Annotated in this window: 13 protein-coding genes and 2 pseudogenes; 9 read left to right on the top strand and 6 right to left on the bottom strand. The window is 73.1% G+C overall.

Annotated features, from left to right (window positions below):
* Positions 1–94: 94 nt before the first annotated feature.
* The 3 genes from BJF77_RS02360 to BJF77_RS02350 form a co-directional block, all read right to left on the bottom strand.
* A complete protein-coding gene (locus tag BJF77_RS02360; RefSeq protein ID WP_083664923.1) occupies positions 95–1,654 on the bottom strand; it encodes a CoA-acylating methylmalonate-semialdehyde dehydrogenase in 1,560 nt (519 codons plus the stop codon).
* A 27-nt stretch (positions 1,655–1,681) separates the two neighbouring features.
* Complete coding sequence (gene mmsB, locus BJF77_RS02355; protein ID WP_075871167.1) at positions 1,682–2,602, bottom strand: 3-hydroxyisobutyrate dehydrogenase; 921 nt, start codon at positions 2,600–2,602, stop codon at positions 1,682–1,684.
* A 142-nt stretch (positions 2,603–2,744) separates the two neighbouring features.
* Positions 2,745–4,142, bottom strand: a complete 1,398-nt coding sequence (locus BJF77_RS02350) for an MFS transporter (protein WP_075871166.1) — start codon at positions 4,140–4,142, stop codon at positions 2,745–2,747.
* Between the two features lie 176 nt (positions 4,143–4,318).
* Between BJF77_RS02350 and BJF77_RS21330 the strand changes: the two genes are divergently transcribed.
* Together BJF77_RS21330 and BJF77_RS21325 are read left to right on the top strand one after the other, a co-directional pair.
* Positions 4,319–4,696 carry a LysR family transcriptional regulator gene (locus tag BJF77_RS21330; protein WP_255396099.1) on the top strand — a complete coding sequence of 126 codons (378 nt, stop codon included), beginning with the start codon at positions 4,319–4,321 and terminating at the stop codon, positions 4,694–4,696.
* Positions 4,681–5,229: a LysR substrate-binding domain-containing protein gene (locus BJF77_RS21325; protein ID WP_255396098.1), complete on the top strand. Its 549-nt coding sequence runs from the start codon at positions 4,681–4,683 to the stop codon at positions 5,227–5,229. Before BJF77_RS21330 ends, BJF77_RS21325 begins: the two co-directional genes overlap by 16 nt.
* Before the next feature lie 33 nt (positions 5,230–5,262).
* Here the strand turns inward: BJF77_RS21325 and BJF77_RS02340 are convergent, their stop codons facing one another.
* Complete coding sequence (locus BJF77_RS02340; RefSeq protein WP_075871165.1) at positions 5,263–6,144, bottom strand: NAD(P)-dependent oxidoreductase; 882 nt, start codon at positions 6,142–6,144, stop codon at positions 5,263–5,265.
* Positions 6,141–7,545, bottom strand: a pseudogene (locus tag BJF77_RS02335) (four-carbon acid sugar kinase family protein). The gene BJF77_RS02340 and the pseudogene BJF77_RS02335 overlap by 4 nt, the downstream one beginning before the upstream one ends.
* A gap of 265 nt (positions 7,546–7,810) precedes the next feature.
* Between BJF77_RS02335 and BJF77_RS02330 the strand changes: the two are divergent.
* The 3 genes from BJF77_RS02330 (at position 7,811) to BJF77_RS02320 (ending at position 10,612) form a co-directional block, all read left to right on the top strand.
* Complete coding sequence (locus BJF77_RS02330; protein ID WP_075871164.1) at positions 7,811–8,530, top strand: FadR/GntR family transcriptional regulator; 720 nt, start codon at positions 7,811–7,813, stop codon at positions 8,528–8,530.
* A 25-nt stretch (positions 8,531–8,555) separates the two neighbouring features.
* Positions 8,556–9,416, top strand: coding sequence for a class II fructose-bisphosphate aldolase (locus tag BJF77_RS02325; RefSeq protein WP_075871163.1), 861 nt, complete (start codon positions 8,556–8,558; stop codon positions 9,414–9,416).
* Positions 9,417–9,529: 113 nt separating this feature from the next.
* Positions 9,530–10,612: an aldo/keto reductase gene (locus BJF77_RS02320; protein ID WP_047802274.1), complete on the top strand. Its 1,083-nt coding sequence runs from the start codon at positions 9,530–9,532 to the stop codon at positions 10,610–10,612.
* A 130-nt stretch (positions 10,613–10,742) separates the two neighbouring features.
* Here BJF77_RS02320 and BJF77_RS02315 read toward each other — a convergent pair whose 3' ends face one another.
* Positions 10,743–12,326, bottom strand: coding sequence for a nucleoside transporter C-terminal domain-containing protein (locus tag BJF77_RS02315; protein WP_075871162.1), 1,584 nt, complete (start codon positions 12,324–12,326; stop codon positions 10,743–10,745).
* 156 nt (positions 12,327–12,482) lie between these two features.
* On the opposite strand from BJF77_RS02315, the pseudogene BJF77_RS19865 reads away from it, so the two are divergent.
* The 4 genes and pseudogenes from BJF77_RS19865 to BJF77_RS02290 form a co-directional block, all read left to right on the top strand.
* Positions 12,483–13,336: pseudogene (locus BJF77_RS19865) on the top strand (nucleoside hydrolase); the annotation flags it as partial.
* A gap of 129 nt (positions 13,337–13,465) precedes the next feature.
* Positions 13,466–14,335: a ribokinase gene (locus tag BJF77_RS19860; RefSeq protein ID WP_139318398.1), complete on the top strand. Its 870-nt coding sequence runs from the start codon at positions 13,466–13,468 to the stop codon at positions 14,333–14,335.
* 70 nt (positions 14,336–14,405) lie between these two features.
* The gene (locus BJF77_RS02295) at positions 14,406–15,467 is read left to right on the top strand and encodes a CPBP family intramembrane glutamic endopeptidase (protein WP_075871160.1); all 1,062 of its coding nucleotides are present in this window, start codon (positions 14,406–14,408) and stop codon (positions 15,465–15,467) included.
* 90 nt (positions 15,468–15,557) lie between these two features.
* Positions 15,558–15,935: a hypothetical protein gene (locus BJF77_RS02290; RefSeq protein ID WP_139318395.1), complete on the top strand. Its 378-nt coding sequence runs from the start codon at positions 15,558–15,560 to the stop codon at positions 15,933–15,935.
* The last annotated feature ends 4 nt before the right edge of the window (positions 15,936–15,939 follow it).

Raw genomic sequence — 15,939 nt, 5'->3', positions numbered from 1 at the left:
CAGGCGGCCCCGGGCCGGGCCACGGGCCATGCGGCCGGTGGGCGGGCCGGCGGCCCGGGGCCCAGGTCGGGGGGAGGGGTCCTGCGGGGCGCCGTCAGTGGGTGGGGAAGCCCAGGTTGATCTGGGACTCCGAGGGCTCGGGCCAGCGGGTGGTGACCAGCTTGCGGCGGGTGTAGAAGTTGAACGACTCCGGCCCGTACATGTGGGTGTCGCCGAACAGGGACTTCTTCCAGCCGCCGAAGGAGAACGCGCCGATCGGCACCGGGATCGGGACGTTGATCCCCACCATGCCCACCTCGATGTCGAACTGGTACTCCCGGGCGGTCTTGCCGTCGCGGGTGAACACGGCGGTGCCGTTGGCGAACTGGTTGGAGTTGATCAGCCGCACGGCCTCGTCGTAGCTGCCCACCCGCACGACCGACAGGACCGGGCCGAAGATCTCCTCGTCGTAGACCTTCATCCCCGGCTTCACGTGGTCGATCAGCGACACGCCCGTGAAGAAGCCGTCGCCCTCGAACTCCTGCTTCGTGCCGTCGACGACGACGGTCGCGCCCTCGGCCTCCGCCCCCGCCACGTAGCCGTTGACCCGTTCCAGGGCCTGCGCCGTGATGAGCGGGCCCATCTCCGAGGCCGGGTCGGTGCCCGGGCCGATGGTCAGCTTCCCGACCCGCTCGGTGATCCTCTCGATCAGCGGGTCCGCCGTGTCGCCCACGGCCACGACCACCGAGATGGCCATGCAGCGCTCCCCGGCGGAGCCGTAGGCGGCCGAGACGGCGGCGTCGGCCGCGCCGTCGAGGTCGGCGTCCGGCATGACCACCATGTGGTTCTTCGCCCCGCCCAGCGCCTGGACGCGCTTGCCGTGGGCGGCCGAGGTCTCGTAGATGTACTGGGCGATCGGGGTGGAGCCCACGAAGGACACGGCCTTCACGAGCGGGTTGGTCAGCAGCTCGTCCACGGCGACCTTGTCCCCGTGCACCACGTTGAGCACGCCCGGGGGCAGGCCGGCCTCGGCGAAGGCCTCGGCGATCCACACCGAGGCGGAGGGGTCCCGCTCCGAGGGCTTCAGGACCACGGTGTTCCCGGCGGCGATCGCGGTGGTGATCATCCACAGCGGCACCATGGCCGGGAAGTTGAACGGGGTGATGCACGCGACCACGCCCACCGGCTGGCGGATCTGGTGCACGTCCACGCCGGTGGCGGCCTGCTCGAGGTGCTCGCCCTTCAGATGGTGCATCAGCCCGGTGCAGAACTGCACGTTCTCCAGCCCGCGGGCGATCTCCCCGGCCGCGTCCGAGAGGACCTTGCCGTGCTCGGCGGTGACGATCTCGGCCAGCTCCGGAGTGCGCTCCCGGATGATGTTCTCGACCTTGAACATGATCGCGGTCCGCTTGGCCAGGCTGGTCGCCCGCCAGCCGGGCAGCGCGGCCTCGGCGGTCTCCACGGCGGTGGCGACCTCCTCGGCCGAGGCCAGCAGCACCTGCTTGGCCACCTGCCCGGTCGCGGGGTTGTATACGGGCGCGGTCCGCTCGGAGCCGCCGTGGCGCCTCCCGTCGATGAAGTGCTCGATGACCTCCCCGGCGCCCCGGGGGTCCTGGGCGCCCTGCTCGGCGTCCTGCTGCGCGCGCACCTCGGCGCTCTGCTTGGTGTCCTGCATGGTGTCCTCCTGGTGTGTGGTCGCCGCTCAGGCCTTCTCCGGGTCCCAGCCCGCGATCTTCCCGTCCGGGGCGGCGTACTTGGTGATGAGGGAGCAGTCCTTGTCCCCGTAGCCCTCGTCGATGAGCTGCTGCAGCCGCTCGGCCACGAGCTCCGCGGCGGGCAGCCGCACGCCGGTCTGCTCGCCGGCCATCAGGGCCAGGCCGGCGTCCTTGGCGGCGAGGGTCGCGCTGAAGGTCGCCTCGAAGTTGTTGTTGGCCGCGGCGGAGTCCACGATGCCGGGCACCGGGTACCAGGTCTGCAGGGCCCAGGAGTTGCCGGAGGACACCGAGGCGATGTCCCAGAACACCTTCGGGTCCAGACCCAGCCGGTCGGCGAGCACGGAGCCCTCGGCGCAGGCCTCGAGGCAGATGAACAGCATCATGTTGTTGACGATCTTGGCCGACTGGCCGGTGCCGGCCTCGCCCGTGGCCACGATCTTGCGCGCCATCGGCTCGATGCAGGCGGAGGCGGCCGCGACGTCGTCGGCCTCCCCGCCGACCATGAACGTCAGGGTGCCGGCGGCGGCGCCGCTGATCCCGCCGGAGACCGGGGCGTCCACGAAGCGGAAGCCGGCCTCCCGGGCGGCCCGGTGCAGCTCCAGCGCGGTCTCCACGTCGATCGTGGAGCTGTCCACGAGCAGCGCGTTCTTCGGCGCGAGCGCGATGACGCCGGTGTCCCCGAGGTAGACCGCCCGGGCGTGCTCGCCCTTGGGCAGCATCGTGAACACGACCTCCGCTCCCTGGAGGGCCTCCTCCATGCTGTCGAACGTCTGCACGCCCCTGTCCCGGGCGGCGGCCATGGCGGCGGCGCTGACGTCGTGGCCCCGGACCTCGTGGCCGGCCCGGACGAGGTTCGCGGACATCGGGTTGCCCATGTGGCCGAGGCCGATCCAGGTGATGGTGGTCATCGTGTGTTCCCTTCAGCGAGGTCGTGAACTGCATGGTCGTGAACTGCGGGGTGTCCGGCGGCGGGGGGCGTGCACAGCGCGCCCAGCGGCGGACCGGGGAACCGGTCCGCCGCTGGGCGCGGGCGGTGCGGGGCGGCGGGGATCAGGAGATCCGGTCCTGGGCGGCCTTCTCCTCGGAGAGCCGGCGCCGGTCCTCGGCGTCGACGTCCTGGAGGGAGATGCCCTTGGTCTCGCGCAGCGTCGCCACCGCGATCAGGGTGACGAGGCAGGCCGCGGCGATGTAGACGGCGATCGGCACCCACGAGTTGAACTCGCGCAACAGGGCGGTCGCGATGATCGGGGCCAGCGAGCCGGCCACGATCGAGGTCACCTGGTAGCCCAGGGAGACGCCGGAGTAGCGCATCCGGGTGGGGAACATTTCGGCCATGATGGCCGGCTGCCCGGCGTACATGAGCGCGTGGATCATCAGGCCGAGGGTGATGGCCGCGAGGATGATGAAGCTGTTGTCGGTGTTGAACATCGGGAACGCGACGAAGGCCCAGACCGCGCCCAGCGCGGCGCCGGCGGCGTACATCGGGCGGCGGCCCACCCTGTCGGTGGCCCGGCCCACGATCGGCACGCAGATCGCGTGGATGACGTGGGCGATCAGCAGCAGCAGCAGGATCCGGCTGGTGTCCACGTCCCGCTGGGTGGACAGGTAGGTGATCGAGAACGTCACCACCACGTAGTAGAGGATGTTCTCCGCGAAGCGCAGGCCCATGGCGCCGAAGACGCCGCGCGGGTAGCGGCGGAAGACCTCGCCCACGCCGTAGGCGGCGGACTTCTTCTCGAGGACCTCCTGCTGGGCCTCCTTGAAGATCGCGGCGTCGGTCACGTGGGTGCGGATGTAGTACCCGATGGCCACGATGACGATCGAGAGCCAGAAGCCCACGCGCCAGCCCCAGGCGAGGAACGCCTCCTCGGAGAGGGTGAAGGAGAGGGTGAGCAGCACGATGGTGGCGAGCAGGTTGCCCAGCGGCACCGCGGCCTGCGGGAAGCTGGACCAGAAGCCGCGCTCCTTGTTGGGGGAGTGCTCGGCCACGAGCAGGACGGCCCCGCCCCACTCGCCGCCCACCGCGAAGCCCTGCACGAAGCGCAGCACCACCAGCATGGCCGCGGCCCAGTAGCCGATCTGGTCGTAGCCGGGCAGGCAGCCCATGAGGAAGGTGGCGGCGCCGACCATGACGATCGAGATCTGCAGCAGGTGCTTGCGTCCGTACTTGTCGCCGAAGTGGCCGAAGACGATGCCGCCCAGCGGGCGGGCGATGAAGCCCACCGCGTAGATCAGGAACGCCTTGAGGATGCCGTCCAGCGGGTTGCCGGTGTCCACGAAGAACAGCTGGCCGAAGACCAGCGTGGAGGCCGTGGCGAAGAGGAAGAACTCGTACCACTCCACGACCGTGCCGGCCATCGAGGCCGCCACGACCTTCTTCAGCCCGCCCCGGTTCTCCGGCGAGTCGTTCGGGTCCGCCGAGGCGGCGACCCTGTCCTCAGTGCTCATGGGATTCTCCTGCTGCTGGGTGAACGGTGACTGTGGTCACATTGTTTGCCTACAGTGTGCGGATCTGTGGTGCGCTTCACAATGACCATGCGCTCGCGGCGCCTGTGCAAAAATGCACACGACGCCCGAATTCGCGCAGTCATCCGTGCTGCGCTCCGCTCCGGAGGAGAAGCCCCTTGTCACACGGCGCTGACGACCTCCTGCTCCTGCTCGCCGTGGCCCGCCACGGGTCCTACGCCGGGGCCGCGGCGGACCTCGGGCTCAGTCACACCACCGTGTCGCGGCGGATGGCCGGGCTCGAGAGGGCCGTGGGCGCCCGGCTGCTCGTGCGCTCCGGGGACAGGTGGGAGCCCAGCGAGCTGGGCCGGACGTTCGTGGCCGCCGGCGAGGAGATCGAGCACGCCGTGGACGCTCTCCCCCTGGGGCCCGGCGGGCGCGGCAGCTCGGTCAGCGGCGTGGTGCGGGCGCTGGCCCCGGACGGGTTCGGGGGCGTGGTCATGGGCGCGGCCATGCGGCAGGTCGTCCAGGAGCACCCGGGGTGCGGCTGGAGATGATCAATGCCGCCCGGCGGGCGCAGACCAACCCGGTGGGCATCGACCTGGAGGTGGTCGTCGGGCGCCCGGAGGTCTCCCGCAAGGAGGCCTTCCACCTGGCCGACTACTCCCTGGGCGTCTACGCCTCCCAGGACTACCTCGCCGCCCACCCGCCGCTGCGCACGCCCGAGCAGGTGCAGGAGCACCCGCTGATCTACTTCGTGGACTCCATGCAGGACGTCGCGGAGCTCGACATCCCGCGCCGGCGCTTCCCGCGGATGCGCCAGGGCGTGGGCGCCACCTCCTCGGTGGTGCACGTGGAGCTCACCCGGGCCGGGGCCGGGATCGGGCTGCTGCCCTGCTACCTCGCCGAGCGCGTCCCGGAGCTGGTGCGGCTCTTCCCGGAGGAGCTGTGGTTCCCGGTGGAGTACTGGGTGGTCTCCCGGTCGGACCTGCTGCGCCGCCCGGCCGTGCAGGCCGTGATGGCCGCGATCCGCGCGGCGGTGGCGCAGATGCGCGAGGAGCTCGTCGCCGCCCCGGGCCCCCGGGCCTGACTGGCCGGGGGCCCGGGGCTGCCGGGGGCGGGGCTACCGGGAGCGGAGGATGTCGTAGACCGAGGAGTCGTCGTGTCGGCCGTGGCCCTCGCGGCGGCCGCGCACGTAGAGCTGCTCGGCCGCCGAGGCCAGCGGCACCGGTTGCTCGACCGCCCGGGCGGCGTCGGTGACCAGGCCCATGTCCTTGACGAAGATGTCCAGAGCGGAGCGGACCTCGGCCTGATCGCCCTGCAGCATCCGCGGACCGCGGTCCTCGAACATGAAGGACGTGGCGGCCCCTGTGGAGAGCACCTCCAGGCACTGCGCGGGGTCCAGGCCCATGGAGTCGGCCAGGGCCAGCGCCTCGCCCGCCACGGCGATGTGCACGCCGCACAGCAGCTGGTTGACCACCTTGAAGCGCTGCCCGTCCCCCACCCGGGGCCCGACCAGGGGCGCGTTGGCGGCCATCGCGTCCAGCAGCGGCCGGACCACGGCCACGTCCTCCTCGGCGCCGCCGACCATCACGAGCAGCTCGCCGGTGGCGGCGCGTGCCGTTCCCCCGGAGACCGGCGCGTCGACGATCCGCCGCACCCCGCGGGCCTCGAGGCCCTGCGCGCAGGACTCCACGGCCTGGGGGCCGACGGTGGCCATCACGAGCAGCACCGTGTCCGGGCCGAGGGACCCGGCGATGCCGCGTTCGCCGAACAGGACCTCGTGCAGCTGGGCCCCGGTGGCGACCATGACGACGACGACGTCCGCGCCGGCCGCCGCCTCGCGGGGGTCGGCCAGCAGCTCGAAGGCGTCATCGATGTGTTCCTGGGCGCGGGGGGAGACGTCGAAGCCGCGGACGGGGAAGCCGGCGCGGGCCAGAGTGAGGGCCATGGGGGCGCCCATGGCGCCGAGGCCGAGGAAGCCGACGGACAGGGGTGTGCTCATGACGGGTTCTCCTGGGGATCAGAGGTGCGGGGCTGTGCGGCGGACCGGGCGCGCTCGGCGGCCCGGTCGAGGACGTCCACGACGTCGGCGAGGGCGGACTCCCCGCCCACGTTGCCGGGGAAGACCACATAGGGTCCGCCCTGGGTGGTGGCGGGGGCGTCGGTGGGCTGGAACAGGGAGATCTGGCCGGGGAAGAACTGGCCGGTCACGCTCGCCCGGCGGATGCCCAGGCCCCGGTGGGCGACCTCGTGGGAGGTGATCCCGCCCTTGGCCACGACCCACGCCGGGCGGGACCGGGCCACACCGTGCACGACCTCCACGAGGCGTCGGAGACGGAGCGGGCGATGGCCAGCGACTCGTCGGGGTCCTCCGTGCGCACGAGCTCGCGGCTGGTCCACACCACCGCGTCGCGGCTGGCCAGGGCCTCGACGATCCGCGTGACCGCGTCGGCCACGTGACCGGGACGGGCGGCGTCGTCGAGCAGGGTGGGCACGTCCAGCTCCACCTCGAAGAGCTCCCGCCGGGCGCGCAGCTCGGCGAGCTGGCGGTTGGTCAGCCCCACGTGGGAGCCGACCGCCACGAGTCCGTGCGGCAGCCGCCCGGGGCCGACCACGATGTCCTCGGGGTCCAGCTCGCGGGAGCCGGTGAGCCCGGCGAGCGGGCGCACGAAGGACGGCCCGCAGCGGGTGACGAAGGTGCGGCCCTCGGCCTCCAGGACGGCCAGGGCCTGCGCCACGGTGTCGAGGTCCGCGTAACTCGTGGCGTTGACCACCACCCAGGCCCGGTCCTTCGCCCGGCGCAGGATGTCCGCGACCGCGGCCGCTCCGCCGGTGCGGATGTCCTCCAGGCCGATGGACAGGATCGCGTCCCGCTCCAGCGCGCCGCCGGAGCGCTCCACGAGGAAGTCCTTGAGGTCGGAGGAGGAGTAGCCGAAGGTGGCGTCGGCGGCGAAGTCGGTCTCGCCCACGGGCATCGGCTTCCCTTGCAGGACGGCGTAGTGGACATCGTCCTCGGTGTAGCGGCCGGCCTCGATCATGGCCGGGGCGAAGAGGAACCCGTCCACCGCCACTCCCTGTCCGGCGAGCACGTCCGCCAGGGCGGTGGGCTCGGCGATGACGTGCCCCCGCAGGTCGAGTCGCTGCGGGAGACCAGGTGGGGTAGTGGCAGACCCTCGGCCTTCAGGCGTCCCAGCACCGCCGAGACGAGCTCGGTGTTGATCGCCACGGCCTCGGCCTCCGGGCGGGCGCGGCTGTTGGTGAGCACGAAGCAGGTGCGCCCGGGGTTCCGGACGACGTCGAGGACGGGGGCGGGGTCGAGCTCGAGGACGACGTCGACGTCATGGACGCACTGGGACCCGGTGGGGTCGTCGTCGAGCACGAGCAGGGTGCGCGGTGTGGTCATGCGAGGATCTCCAATCGGCGGGACATCGGGGCAGGACATCGGAGTGAGTGCGTCAGCGCCGGTCGTGACCCGGGGACTCGGGGAACAACGTCCATCTGTCAGATGTCAGACATATTATGTGAGGCAGGACACGTGGTCAATGCTCGGCCTCTCCCCCGGAGAAGACCAGACATCTGACATGGCCCGGTTGCTAGGCTTTCTCCCCAGAGGCGGGAGCGTGCACCGGTGCCGCTGCCAGCCGTCCACCGCACCGAGGAGGAGCACCATGGCCCGCCCGTCCCTGGTCGACCAGGTCGCCGACGCCCTCCTCGACCGGATCATCGCGGGGGACTTCCCGCCCGGGTCGGTGGTGCCCGGTGAGATCGACCTCAGCGCGGAGCACCAGGTCAGCCGCATGACCGTCCGGGAGGCGATCAAGACCCTGGGCGCCCAGCGCATCCTGCGCGTGGAGCGGGGGCGCGGCACGTTCGTGAACCCCCTGTCCCGGTGGGCGTCCCTCGAGGCCGTGATCCGGGCGGTCTCGGAGGGGCAGGACGACGCGGCGGCGGCCGTGCAGCTGATCGAGCTGCGCCGCTTCCTGGAGTCCGGCGCCTGCGAGCTGGCCGCCGGGCGGCTCTCCGCCGAGGAGCTGGACGGGCTGGCCCGGGACGCCGACGCCATGGAGGACGCCCACCGGGTCCAGGACGTGGCGGCCTTCGTGACCGCCGACCTGCGCTTCCACGAGCGGATCCAGGAGGCCTCGGGCAACGTGTTCATCGCGGTGCTGTTCGAGCCGCTGCACCGGGTGCTCACGGAGCGGCGGGCCCAGACGTCCCGGGTGCCGGAGATCCAGGCCCACGCCGTCGCCGAGCACCGCAAGATCGTCTCCGCGCTGGCCTCCGCCGACCCGGCCCGGGCCCGGCAGGCCATGGACGAGCACATGCAGCAGACGCTCGCCGACCTGAAGACCTACGTGCTCGGGGACGTCTCCCCGGCCGACCGCTGACCGCATATCCCGAAGGACTGTGCCCATGCGCGCCAACCTGCTCGACGTCGTCACCTCCGCCCTCGCCGCCCACACCGCCGTGCCGGCGCTGAGCACCTACGACTTCACCACCGCCCAGGCCGTGGTGGAGGCCAGCGAGCGGGCGGGCCGCCCGGTGATCCTGCTGGTCCCGCCCAAGGCCGCCGCCGGGACCGGCGGGCGCCGCCTCGTCACCGCCCTGCGCGCACTGGCCGACGACGCCGCCACCCCCGTGTGCGTCCAGCTCGACCACGCCGTGGACCTGGACCTGATCGAGCACGCGGTGGCGGCCGGCGCCGACGCCGTCCTGGCCGACGGCTCCTCCCTGCCCGCCGCCGCGAACGCCGCGTTCGTCGCCCGCGCCCGGGAGCTCGTGGGCCCCGGCGTGGTGGTCGAGGCGGAGCTCGGCAGCCTGCCCGGGGACGAGGACGCGGCCATGACCTCCGAGGCCGGCGGCATGACCGACCCCGGGGAGGTCCCCGGGTTCCTGGACGGGTCCGGGGCGGACCTGCTGGCCGTGGCCGTGGGCAACGTGCACGGGCACTACCGGGGCACCCCGCGGCTGCACTGGAGCCGTCTGGAGCAGATCTGCGAGGCCGCCGAGCGGACCCCGCTCGTGCTGCACGGCGCCTCCGGGATCCCGGAGACCATGCTGGTCCGCGCGCCGCTGGCGGGCATCGGCAAGATCAACATCAACACCGAGCTGCGCTCGGCCGTCTTCGCCGCCGTGGCGGACCGGATCGAGCAGCGCCGGCACCAGGGCCTGAGCCTGTGGGCGCTCCTGGAGGACTGGACCGAGGCGGTGGGCGAGTTCACCACGCTGGCCCACCGGTTGACGACCGCCGAGGCGCGCTCCCGGAATTCCTGAGCCCCGGTCCGGCGTTGCCTCATACCGTGCCCCGCGGGCCCGGTCCGCCGGCCGCCCGCGGAAAGCACCGGCAGGAAGCACCAGCACCGCACCACGAGCAGAGGAGTTCTTCCATGGAATACACCCGACTCGGCAGTTCCGGCCTGTACGTCTCCCGGCTGGCCCTGGGCACCATCCCCTTCGGTTCCGGCGGAGGGTTCGAGAAGATCGCGGGGCTGGGCCCGGACGAGGCCCGCCGGCAGATCGACGAGGTCCTGGACCGCGGCGTGAACTTCATCGACACCGCCAACCTGTACTCCGGCGGGGACGCCGAGCGGGTGCTGGGCGAGGTGCTGGGCAGCAAGCGGGACGACGTCGTCCTCACCTCCAAGGCCCGCACCCCCACCGGGGACGGCCCCAACGACGGCGGCGCGAGCCGGATCCACGTGACCCGGGCCGTCGAGGACAGCCTGAAGCGGCTGAGGACCGACCACCTCGACCTGCTCTACCTGCACCAGTGGGACGGGCAGACCCCGATCACCGAGACCATCGCCACCGCCAACGAGCTGATCCGGGCCGGGAAGATCCGCTACTGGGGCGTGTCCAACTACAACGGCTGGCAGCTGGCCAAGACGGTCTACGAGGCGCGGCTGGCCGGGCTGGAGGGCCCGGTGGCCCACCAGGCCTACTACACCCCGGAGGCCCGGGAGATCGAGTACGAGATCGTCCCGGCCGCCCGCGACCTCGGGCTGGCGACCTTCGGCTGGAGCCCGCTGGGGGAGGGGCTGCTCAACGGCAAGGTCCGCCGCGGGACCGAGACCCCGTCCGACACGCGGCAGGGCACCGGCTGGCCGGAGCCCCACGTGGTGGACCGGGACCGGGCCTACGACCTGATCGAGCTCTTCGACGAGATCGCCCGGGAGCTGGGCTGGACGATCCCCCAGGTGGTGATCTCCTGGATCCTGGGCCGCCCGGGGATCGACGGGACCGTGATCGCCGCCCGGCGGTTCGAGCACCTGCAGGAGGACCTCGACGCCGCCGAGCTGACGCTGCCGCAGGAGGCCCGGGACCGGATCACGTCCGCGTCCCAGCTGCCCGCCTACTACCCGCTGTGGCACCGGCTGCTCAACGGCCAGGACCGGCCCGAGCCCGCGGAGGCGGAGTTCTACGCCGAGCAGCGCGGCCACGTCTTCGGCGAGGACCCGGCCCAGGCCTAGCAGGCCGCGCACCGGACGCCGCCCGGCCGTCCGGGCGAGCACGGCCGGGCGGACCTTCCCGGCGCGGACGGGCCACGCAGGTGCCGACCGTCCATGCCGGTCCCGCCGGGCCGTGCTCGGCCCGGCGCGGTCAGCCGACGAGCATGCCCGCGATCGCGGCGCTCATGAGGTTGGCGAGCGTCCCGCCGAGCACGGCCCGCAGGCCGAGGCGGGCGATGTCCCGGCGGCGGCTCGGGGCGATGCCGCCGAGCCCGCCGAGCAGGATCGCCAGGGAGCCGAAGTTCGCGAAGCCGGTCAGGGCGAAGGTCACGATGGCCTGGGTCTTGGCGGAGTAGTTCTCGATCTGCGGGGCGAAGTCGGCGAACGCGACGAACTCGTTGAGCACCAGCTTCTGCCCCAGGAAGCTGCCCGCGTCGATCGCCTCGGTCCAGGGCACCCCCACGGCGAACATCACCGGCGCGAAGACGTACCCGAAGAGCTGCTCCAGGGTGAGCGCCTCCAGTCCGAACAGGCCGCCGACCGCGCCGAGGACGATGTTGATCAGCGCGATGAGCGAGATGAAGGCGATGAGCATCGCGCCGACGTTGAGGGCCAGGCTCAGGCCGTCGGACGCGCCGCGGGCGGCGGCGTCGATGACGTTGGCCGGTTCCGTGTCCTCGTCCGTCGCATCGCCCCTCGCGCCGCCCGTCGCGCCGTCGGCCGCGTCCGTGGCGGACACCCCTGCCGGGTCGGCGGACCGGGCGACGTCGTCGGGCCGGGCGGAGTCGCCGGGCTGGGCGGCATCGTGCGACCGGACAGGATCGTCGGGTCGGGTGGCGGCGCCGTCGCCGCGCGCCGCGGCCTGGGCGTCCTCCCGGCGGGCGAACTCGACGGCCGCGTAGGACGTGGCCCCGCGCCGGGAGCCGCGGGCGAGCCACCGGGCGGCGCCGCGACGCTCCTCCTTTCCCGGCTCGGGCTGCGCCGGGGCACCGGCGTGGCGTCCGGAGTCCGCCGGGCCGGCGTCGTCGTCGGAGGTCCGCGCGGACGCACCCGCCGGCGCCGCATCCCGGGCGTCCTCCAGCGCCCCGGCGGGGACGAGGAGCTTGGCCATGAGCAGGGCGGCCGGCGCGGCCATGAACGAGGCGGCGATCAGGTACTCGAGCGGCGCCCCGAGCAGGGAGTAGCCCACGAGCACCGAGCCGGCCACGGTGGCCAGCCCGCCGCACATGACGGCGAAGAGCTCGGAGCGCGTCATCCCGGCCACGTAGGGCTTGATGACCAGCGGCGCCTCGGTCTGCCCCACGAAGATGTTGGCCGCCGCGTTCATGGACTCGGGCGTCGTCGTGCCGAGGAGCTTCGCCAGGCCGCCGCCGATGATCTTCACGACCCACTGCAGGGCGCCCAGGTAGTACAGCACCGACGTCAGGGCCGCGAAGAACACGATGACCGGCAGCACCTGGAAGGCGAAGACCGAGCCCTCCTCGGGCAGGACCGGGCCGAAGAGGAAGTCGATGCCCGCGCCGGAGGAGTTGATCACGGCCTGGACCGCCAGGGTGAGGGCCTCGAGCACGGCGCGTCCGGCCGGGACGTAGAGCACCAGCACGCCGAAGACCACCTGGATGGTCAGCGCGAGGGCTACGGTGCGGATGCGGATCCTGCGGCGGTCCACCGAGAAGAGGACGGCGATGGCGAGGAGGGCGATCATGCCCCCGACGCCCCACAGCACGTCGAGCATGTCCGGTTGTCCTTCCGTCGGGTGTGCCCGGGGTGCCGGCGACGACGTCGGTGCGGGCACGGCCTCCTGCGTTCGGCGCCGCCGGCGTGGTACCGCGTACTCTAGCGTGAGCGCTGCGAGGGCCCCTGTCCTCGACCGACCCGAAGGACGCGAGCGATGACCGATCCGGCTGCCCGGCTCCTCTATCTGGACTGCGACACCGGCATCGACGACGCCCTCGCGCTGGCCTACCTGGTGGCCACCCCCTCGGTCGACCTGCGGGGCGTCGGCACCGTCAGCGGCAACACCGACGCCGCCACCGCCGCGCGCAGCACCGTGGACCTGCTGGCCCTGCTGGACCGCTCCGACATCCCGGTCGCGGTCGGCGCGCGGGACCCGCTCGGCAGCCGGTTCGGCGGAGGCACCCCGGCCGTGCACGGCACCAACGGCACCGGGGACGTGGACCTGCCGCGGGCGTCCGCCGAACCGGTGGCCGAGACGGCGGACGCGATGCTGCTCCGGCTGGCCCACGAGCACCCGGGCGAGCTGCACGTGCTGGCCACCGGCCCGCTGACCAATCTCGCCCGCGCCCTGCGGCGGGACCCCGCCCTGCCCGGCTGGTCGCCGGCGTCACCGTCATGGGCGGCGCCGCCCTGGTTCCCGGCAACCGGACGCCGGTCGCCGAGGCCAACATCTCGCACGACCCCGAGGCGGCCGCCGAGGTGCTCGCCGCTCCGTGGGACGTGACTCTCGTGCCGCTGGACGTCACCATGGAGCACCGCCTGGACGAGGACCAGCGGCAGCAGCTCGCCGCGATCGACCATCCGGCGCTGCCCCCGCTGGCGGCGATGCTCGAGCGCTACGCCGAGTTCTACACCGGGGTCTTCGGCCGCCCACTGTCCGCCTTGCACGACCCCCTGGCCGCGGCGCTGGCGGCCGGCACCGTGGAACCGGCCCTCGCGCCGAAGGTGACGGTGCAGGTCGACACGACCGACGGTCCCGGGCGCGGCCAGACGATCTGCGATCTGCGCGGGCGGTTCGCCGGCTATCCCGCACCCGCCGGAGCCCGGTGCCGCGTGGTGCTCGAGCTGGCCGAGGACTTCGCCCCGCATCTCCTGCACACCCTCCGCCGGCTCGGCCCGGCCGTACCGGCGGAGTCCGTGGGGGCTGCGCTCACCGTGGTGGGCAGCATCAATCTCGACCTCACGGCCGTGTGCGAGCGGCTGCCCGCGCCCGGGGAGACCGTCATCGGCGCGGACCTGCAGCGGCAGCCGGGCGGCAAGGGCGCCAACCAAGCCGTCGCCGCCGCACGGCTGGCCGGCCGCGCCCGGATGATCGGCGCCGTCGGCGACGACCCGGACGGCGGGCTCCTCCTCCGCCGCCTGGCGGCAGCCGGCGTCGACACCACCGGCGTCCGCCGCGTGGCGGCGCCGACCGGCACCGCCCTCATCACCGTGGACCACCACGGGGAGAACCAGATCACCGTCTGCGCCGGGGCCAACGCCGAGGTGTCGATCGAGGACGTGGTCTTCGCGCCGGAGGACGTCGTGCTCTGCCAGCTGGAGATCGCGCTCGACACCGTGTGCGAGACCGCCCGGCGGACCCCGGGCTTCTTCGCTCTCAACGCCGCCCCGGCCCGGTCCCTCCCGGCCGAGCTGGTGGAGCGGTGTGACCTCGTCATCGTGAACGAGACGGAGTACGCCCGCCTCCCCGAGCTGGCCGACGCGAAGCTCGTCGCGGTGACCTACGGCGCCCAGGGCTCGGCCCTCTACGCGCACGGGCGGCAGGTCGCCGCCGCCCCCGCCCAGGAGGTCGCCGTGGTCAGCACGGTCGGCGCCGGTGACGCCTTCTGCGCCGCGCTGGTGCTGGCCCTCGCCGCCGGGCTCGACCACGGAACGGCCCTGCGTGCCGCCAACGCGGTGGGCGCCCACGCCGTCGGCGACGCCTCCTCGCAGCCGGAGTTCTCCCCGCTGGAGCACTACCTGCCGTCCCCGGCCGAGGGTGGCACTCTCTCGGCCGATCCCTCCTGACTGTCCGCGACACCGGCCCGGCCCATGGCCACGGAACCTCGGGGTCGGTGCCGAGAACTACGCTGACGTCATGACCTCGCAGCCTCCGCGGCGACCGGCCCCCTGGCAGCCCGACGCCCCTCCTGCGCCCGCGCCCGCCGGCGTCCGGCCTCCCGGTCCGCCCGCGGGGTGGCCGGCAGCCCCGTATCCGGGCCACCCCGGTGGCCCGGCCCCGCAGCCGGGTTTCCCGGCGACGGCGCCGGTCACCTACGCGGAGTTCTACCGCACGCCCCGCAACCGCTGGTGGAAGGGATTCACCAGCATCCTCGTCCTCTGTGCCGCGGTGCTGCTGTTCTCGATCGTGCTGACCTTCGGCGCCATGGGGATCGACCTCGTCCTGGGCTCCACCACGATGGACGACCTCGCGAGCGGGCGGATCACCATGACGCCGGTGCTGCTGCTGGCCAGCAATCTCACGCTGGTCCTCTCGGCCGTCGTCGCCCTGCTCCTGCACCGGTACCTGCACCGGCAGCCCGTCGGCACCCTGCACTCGGTGCTGGGCCGCTTCCGCTGGGGCTGGTGCGGGTGGGCCGCCCTGGTGATCGTTCCGCTGTTCGTGGCCTACGTGGGGCTCGTGGCGCTCGTCGAGGCGCCCGGGCCGCTCTCCCTGGACGCGACCGCATGGGCCTTCCTCGCGGTCGTCCTGCTGACCACGCCGCTGCAGGCGGCGTCCGAGGAGTACATCTTCCGCGGCGTGATCCAGCGCTCAGCCGGGTCATGGGTCTCCGGGACCCTCCCGTCCCTGGTGGTCGGCACCGGCGTGAGCGCGGTGCTGTTCTCGATCGCGCACTTCGCCACCGACGTGTGGCTGATCGTCTACTACCTGGTCTTCGGGATCGCGATGTCGCTGCTGAGCCAGGCCACCGGCGGGCTCGAAGCCGCCTCGCTGGTGCACGCGGCGAACAACGTCATGCTCTTCCTGGTGGCCACTGCCGCGGGCCAGATGAGCGAGGGGCTGGACCGCTCGGCCGGCGCCGGCGGCCCGTTCATGCTGGTGCCGATGCTGGTCATCTCGGCCATCGCCGCGGTCCTGATCGTCCTCGCCCGCCGGCGCGGACTGGCCCACCGGGCCGCCCCGCCGCCGACCGCCTGAGGCCGCGGTCCGGCGCACCGGCCGGGAGATGCCTGGGAGTTCGGGGGCGTCCCACGGTGACCCGGACGGCCGGTCGATAGGCTCGGATCCGTGACCGGACTCCGTGGAGCGGCCCTGCTCGAAGTGCTCAGTGCCGCCGCCACCAACACCGGTGTGGCGCTGGTGGTGGCGGCCCTGCTCATCCGGTGCCTCTACCTCGGCTGGCACCGGACCGAGGCCCTGCACGTGCTCACGGACGGGGAGTCCTGCCTGCGCTGGCACACCACCCGCTACGAGATCCACGAGGAGCCGTGGCCGGACCCGCCGGCGCCCGTTCCCGCCCCGGGGGCCGAGGTGACGGTCTACTACCGCGTCCGCGATCCGCGCCGGTGGGCGCTCACGGCCCCGTACCGCATGACGCGGTGGCTGTTCTGGACCGGCGCCGTGCTCACGGTGGTCGGACTGCTCCTGCCCGCGCTGCTCGGCTGAGCGG

It is taken from the genome of Kocuria sp. CNJ-770 (assembly GCF_001942375.1).
GTDB classification, from domain to species: domain Bacteria; phylum Actinomycetota; class Actinomycetes; order Actinomycetales; family Micrococcaceae; genus Kocuria; species Kocuria oceani.
The sequence above is the reverse complement of the archived record's forward strand: the minus strand, read 5'-3'. Positions and strand labels throughout refer to the sequence as shown.